This is a genomic window from Pseudomonas taiwanensis, from assembly GCF_013393345.1.
In the GTDB taxonomy this organism is placed as follows: Bacteria; Pseudomonadota; Gammaproteobacteria; order Pseudomonadales; family Pseudomonadaceae; genus Metapseudomonas; species Metapseudomonas resinovorans_C.
In genome coordinates, this window is sequence record NZ_QJRF01000038.1 from 1 (window position 1) to 5,655 (window position 5,655).

The following is a 5,655-nucleotide window of genomic DNA, read 5'->3' on the forward strand; positions in this document are numbered from 1 at the left end:
AGAGGCCAGCGGATTCCCCGTGGACGGCAGGCCGCAGTGCCTGCTGGGCGACCATGCCCAGTGCCCGACCCACAAGGGCAGATTCCCGCTGGCATCCGGCGGCGACAGTTCGGCCATCATGAACGGACGCCCGCTGGTGTTCGAGCCTGCGCAGCTCGCTTGTGGGTGCAGCGTGTATTCCTCATGCGCAGGTCAGTACGACAGAACTTAGGGAGCCCATGACCCAGGACATCTGTACTCCAGGCCATCAGCGGTCACACCAGCATCAAGCCGGCGGATTTCTGTTTCCCGGCGGCGCGACCTGGCCGGCAGCGGACGCATCGAGCTCAGCCGCGAACTGCTGAAGTCGGTGCTGATCAAGCTCTGAGTGCCCGGACGACCTTCGCTCTGATGGGTTTCGTACCTCTACCCATCCTACGAATACGCGACCGTAGGATGGGTTGAGCTTGCGAAACCCATCACGCCCTTGCCCCTACGACGCTCCGCTGGTGGATGGAAGAGCGCCATCCACCCTACAAAAGCCGAGGCCTCACCTGTGGGAGCGCGGCCCCACCTCCGGGGCGGACTAGACTGATAGTAGGTTCGAATGACAGCAAACGCTGTCATTCGAACCGCAGTCGAAATGACATCACACGCCGCATGTTGTTGATCTGAAAGGATTTCACTTCTGGCACGGATTGTGACGAGGACCCTTTGCCATACAACAGTCGAAGGGAACCATCATGAAAGTCCCCAGCTTCACCCTGTGCCTTGTCCTGCTCGCTTCATCTCCCGCCTTTGCTGCGGAAGTCCTCTCCGAAGTTCCTGACACCACCGCCGGCAAAGCTGGCGGTGGCATGACCGGACTGATGTTCGGTGCCATCGGCGGCCCGGTTGGTGCCGTCGCCGGTGCCGCGGTGGGCTACTTCGGTGGCGGCGCCGTCCAGCAAGCCACCGGCCTCGCCGAACCCGCCTACCTGGTGAAAATGGATGACGGTTCGGTGCAGCGCTTCCGTTCGCCCGGCCAGCATTTCAAGCCGGGTGATCAGGTCGAGGTGCGCGGTATCCGCATCGAAGCCGTGAACTGAAGGCCCGGCGCCCCTCTCCCGACAGGACAGGGGCGCCGGCACGGGTCACTTGTTCAACGCCTCTTCGGCCGCGGCGATTTCTGCCTGGCGCTTGGCGATCATGTCGCCGATGGGCGGGCCCTGGAAGCGCCGCGCCTCGAAGGCGAACCAGATGACCCCGGTGAGAATCAGGAAGCCGATGGTGATGTACAGCGCCCAGTCGTTGGGCGGCTGAATGCCGATGATGAAGATCAGCGCCATCGAGATCACCGAAAGGATCGCCACCAGCGAGTACAACCCGCGTCCCAGGTTCCACGGCCCCATGCGCGGCCACTTGGGTGTGCCGAAGGTGAAGAGCCCGAGCACGATGGGAATCACGAAGGAGAAGAACAGGAAGATCACCGTGCAGGACACGACGATGGTGTAGACCGGCGTTTCGCCGATGGACACCAGCGACGATCCCCAGACGAACAGCACCGCCAAGGTGGCGCCGGTCCAGATAGCCGCTACAGGGGTGCGGTGTTTCGGTGAGACGGAAGCCAGTGCCTTGGATGCCGGCAGGCCACCGTCACGGGCGAAGGCGAAGATCATCCGCGAAACCGACGTCACTGTCGCCAGGCCGCAGAGGATCTGCGAGATGAAGATGGCCAGGAAGAGCAGTTCCTTCACCGTCGAATTCACCTGGGTATCCATGGCCCAGAAGAACACGTTCCAGCCCTGGGCAGCCGCCTCTTCCATGCTCGGCAGCATCAGCACGAAGGCGCTGAGCATCAGCCAGCCGAACAGCAGTGACCAGACCACCGACATCACCATTCCACGCGGCACCGAGTGAGCCGCCTGCACGGTTTCTTCCGAGGTGTGGGCGGACGCGTCGTAGCCGGTGATGGTGTAGATCGGCAGCAGCAGCCCGAGGAGGAAGATCCAGCTGTTGGACACTTCCGGCCAGACGTTGCCACCGGCGGCACCGGAGAAGTTGCCGAAGGTCCACAACCGGGAGAATTCGTAGCTGGGTGCGGCGATCAGGCAGACGACGGTCAGGGCGATGGCCGTGGCGAAGATCAGGTAGCCCGAGAAATCCGTCAGCTTGGCCGTCAACCCGATGCCGAAGTGATTACAGAGCGCCTGCCCGCCCGTGAGGATGGCCAGGAAGATGATGCGCGTGGTGATGGTGTCTTCCATGCCCAGCATCGGTCCGAAGGCCCCGAAGAAGAAGTAATAGGTGCCCACGTTGATCGCACCCAGCACCGTCACCAGCCCCAGCAGGTTGAACCAGGCGGTGAGCCAGCCGGTGAAGCGGTTGCCGAGGATCGAACCCCAGTGATACAGCCCGCCCGCAGTGGGATAGGCCGAGGCGATCTGCGCCATGGCCACGGCGAATACACCGGAGATCATGCAGCCCAGCGGCCAGCCGATGCCGATGGAGGCACCACCGGCGCCCGATGTGCCCTGGGCCAGTGAGTTGATGCCACCGGAGAGGATGCAAATGATGGAGAAGGAAATGGCGAAGTTGGAGAAGCCGCCCATCCGCCGCGACAGCTCCTGGGCATAGCCCATGCTGTGCAACAGCTTGACGTCATCGTCCTGATGCGTGGAGCCGGGTTGGCCTGCAGGATTCATCTTGGGTGCCCTTTGGTTGGGATTGGCAATGGATTGCTCCATGCGGCGGTTCGGGCACCTTCCCCGCCTGCACTGCGACAGCCTGTCGTACTGCTCCCATCCCCGTTTACAAACCGGTCAGCGGGCGTGCCCGAACCCGCCGCTGGCCGGACAGCGAATCTTCAGTAGCGCTCGAATCCGCGCTGCAACTCCCAGTCGGTGATGCGTCGGTCGTATTCCTTCTGTTCCCACTCGGCGGTATGCACGTAGTGGTCGACCACCTCGTCACCGAAGGCCTTGCGCAGCATGGCCGAGCCCTTGAGCGCGGCGGTAGCCTCGCGCAGGGTCTTGTCGACCTCCGGTAGCTGGTCGTTCACATAGGCATCGCCCTCGAATGGCGCGGCCAATTCGAGCTTTTCATCGATGCCCGCCAGGCCTGCGGCGATCAGTGCGGCAAAGGCGAGATAGGGATTGAGATCGGCACCACCGATGCGGCACTCGATGCGCACGGACTTGCTGCCTTCGGCACAAAGGCGGAAGCCGGCGGTGCGATTGTCGCGACTCCAGATAGCCCGCGTCGGCGCAAAGGTGCCAGCCTGAAAACGCTTGTAGGAGTTGATGTAGGGCGCGAGGAAATAGGTGACCTCGCTGGCGTACTTGAGCTGGCCGGCCACCCAGCCGCGCATCAGCTTCGACATGCCGAACTCGTCCTTGGGATCGTGGAACAGCGCCTTCTTGCCTTTCTTGTCCCAGAGCGAGCTGTGGATGTGGCAACTGGAGCCGGCCAGGTCGTAGCGCCATTTGGACATGAAGGTGATCGACTTGCCCTGCTGGTGGGCGATCTCCTTGCAGGCGTGCTTGATGATGGCGTGGCGGTCGGCCATGGTCAGGGCGTCTGCATAGCGGACGTTGATCTCTTCCTGCCCCGGACCCCACTCGCCCTTCGAATTCTCCACCGGCACACCGCAGGCCTGCAGGTGCTTGCGGATGGCCCGCAGCACCGGTTCCTCACGGGTGGTCTGGAGGATGCTGTAGTCCTCGATGTAGTTCGAAGCCGTCTTCGGATGGCTGTAGTTGCGCGTGTGGATGGCGTCGTAGCTTTCATCGAAGAGGTAGAACTCCAACTCCGACGCGAACATGCCCTGATACCCCCGCTCCGCCAGCCGGGCAACCTGCTTCCTGAGAATGGCGCGCGGGCTATGAGGCAGGTCTTCGCGGTGGTGATGGTCCAGCACGTCGCACAGCACCAGGGCCGTGCACTCCAGCCAGGGCACCCGGCGCAAGGTGCTCATGTCGGGCTTCAGCACGAAGTCGCCGTAACCCTTGCTCCAACTCGCCGCCGCGTAGCCGGGCACCGGCTCCATGTCGATGTCGTCGGCCAGCAGGTAATTGCAGCAGTGGGTTTCCTCATAGGCGCTATCGACGAAGAACTCAGCCTGGAAGCGCTTGCCAACCAATCGTCCCTGCATGTCCACCATGCAGGCCAGCACCGTATCGATCTCGCCGCTGGCTACGGCTTTCTTGAGTTCGTCGAAGCTGAGGAGAGGTTCGCTCATGAGGCGGTCCTTTGGTCGGGGGACTGCCGAAAGCTTAGTTCAGGAATGGAAAGTGCAAGGTTTACCCGCACCAGGACAGTGCGAACGGCGGAGATTGGGGAATTTGCGGGGGGTTTGCCGTATCGAGATACCCAATTATGGGGCCAATCTGTGGGGGCGATTTCAATCGCCAAGCAGGACGAAGTCCTGCCATTCACTCCCTCGGGGCAGCTTCGCCGCCCATAGCGAATGAATTCGCCCCCACAAAAAAGCGAGCTCGTTCTTGTGCCTGAAACCCACAAAAAAAACCGGCAGGCGTGAAGGCGCCTGCCGGAAATCGAGGGTTCAAATCAGTGGGAGATGCAGACCGACTTCAGCTCGGTGTACGCCTCGATCACGGCGCGGCCGAACTCGCGGCCCATGCCGGACTGCTTGACGCCGCCGAAGGGCATGTTCGGGTCGAGCAACACGTGGGCGTTGACCCACACGGTGCCGGCCTCGATGCGCGGAACCAGGTTCATCGCCTTGGACAGGTCGTTGGTCCACAGGCTGGCGGCCAGGCCGTACACGCTGTCGTTGGCCAGTTCGATCATGGCGTCCTCATCGGTGAAGGGGATCACCGACAGCACCGGGCCGAAGACTTCCTCGCGCGACACGGTCATCTCGTGGTTCACGTCGGCCAGCACAGTGGGCTGGACGAAGAAGCCGTCGCCTTCCAGACGCTCGCCACCGGCGACCACGCGGGCGCCTTCCTGGCGGGCCAGGTCGATGTGCTTGAGCACGTTCTGCTGCTGCTTGAATGACACCAGCGGGTTGATCGCCGCGTCCTGGTCCATGCCCGGACCGATGGACAGGCCCTTCACCGCAGCGGCCAGACCCTGAACGAAAGGCTCGTAGATGGACTGGTGCACGTAGAAGCGCGAGGCCGCGGCGCAGACCTGGCCGTTGTTCAGCAGGCCGCCGAGCAGCGCGCCCTGCACGGCCTTCTCCACATCGGCATCGGCCAGCAGGATCATCGGGTTCTTGCCACCCAGCTCCAGGGCGAAGCGGGTCATGTTCTCCATGCAGGCCACGCCGACGCTCTTGCCCACGGCGGTGGAACCGGTGAAGGACACCTTGCTGATCAGCGGGTGCGACGCCAGGGCGTTGCCCACGGTGCTGCCGCCGCCGGTGACGACGTTGAACACGCCGGCCGGGATGCCCGCTTCGAAGGCCAGTTCGGCCAGGCGCAGGGCGGTCAGCGGGGTTTCGCTGGCGGGCTTGATGACCACGGTGCAGCCGGTAGCCAGCGCCGGCATGGCCTTCCAGGTGGTGATCATCAGCGGGAAGTTCCACGGCACGATGCCGGCAACCACGCCCACCGGCTCACGACGAGCGAAGGCGGTGAAGCGCGAGCCCGGCGGGATCGGGATGGACACGTCCATGGTCTGACCTTCGATCTTGGTCGCCCAGCCGGCCATGTAGCGCATGAACTCGAC

At 63.2% G+C, this 5,655-nt stretch carries 5 protein-coding genes; 2 read left to right on the forward strand and 3 right to left on the reverse strand.

The genetic code is table 11. The features are described from left to right. The coding region (locus DM872_RS05090) for a PAAR domain-containing protein (protein ID WP_179058429.1) at positions 1-211 on the forward strand (211 nt) is incomplete at its 5' end. A gap of 511 nt (positions 212-722) precedes the next feature. Beyond that, the gene (locus DM872_RS05095; RefSeq protein ID WP_179058430.1) at positions 723-1,067 is read left to right on the forward strand and encodes a hypothetical protein; all 345 of its coding nucleotides are present in this window, start codon (positions 723-725) and stop codon (positions 1,065-1,067) included. Between the two features lie 45 nt (positions 1,068-1,112). On the opposite strand, the gene DM872_RS05100 is transcribed toward DM872_RS05095, so the two are convergent. The 3 genes from DM872_RS05100 to DM872_RS05110 form a co-directional block, all read right to left on the reverse strand. Further along, positions 1,113-2,663: an amino acid permease gene (locus DM872_RS05100; protein ID WP_179058431.1), complete on the reverse strand. Its 1,551-nt coding sequence runs from the start codon at positions 2,661-2,663 to the stop codon at positions 1,113-1,115. A gap of 161 nt (positions 2,664-2,824) precedes the next feature. After that, complete coding sequence (locus DM872_RS05105) at positions 2,825-4,198, reverse strand: glutamine synthetase family protein (protein WP_179058432.1); 1,374 nt, start codon at positions 4,196-4,198, stop codon at positions 2,825-2,827. A 329-nt stretch (positions 4,199-4,527) separates the two neighbouring features. Then, on the reverse strand, positions 4,528-5,655 hold a 1,128-nt coding region (locus DM872_RS05110), incomplete at its 5' end, for an aldehyde dehydrogenase family protein (protein ID WP_179058433.1).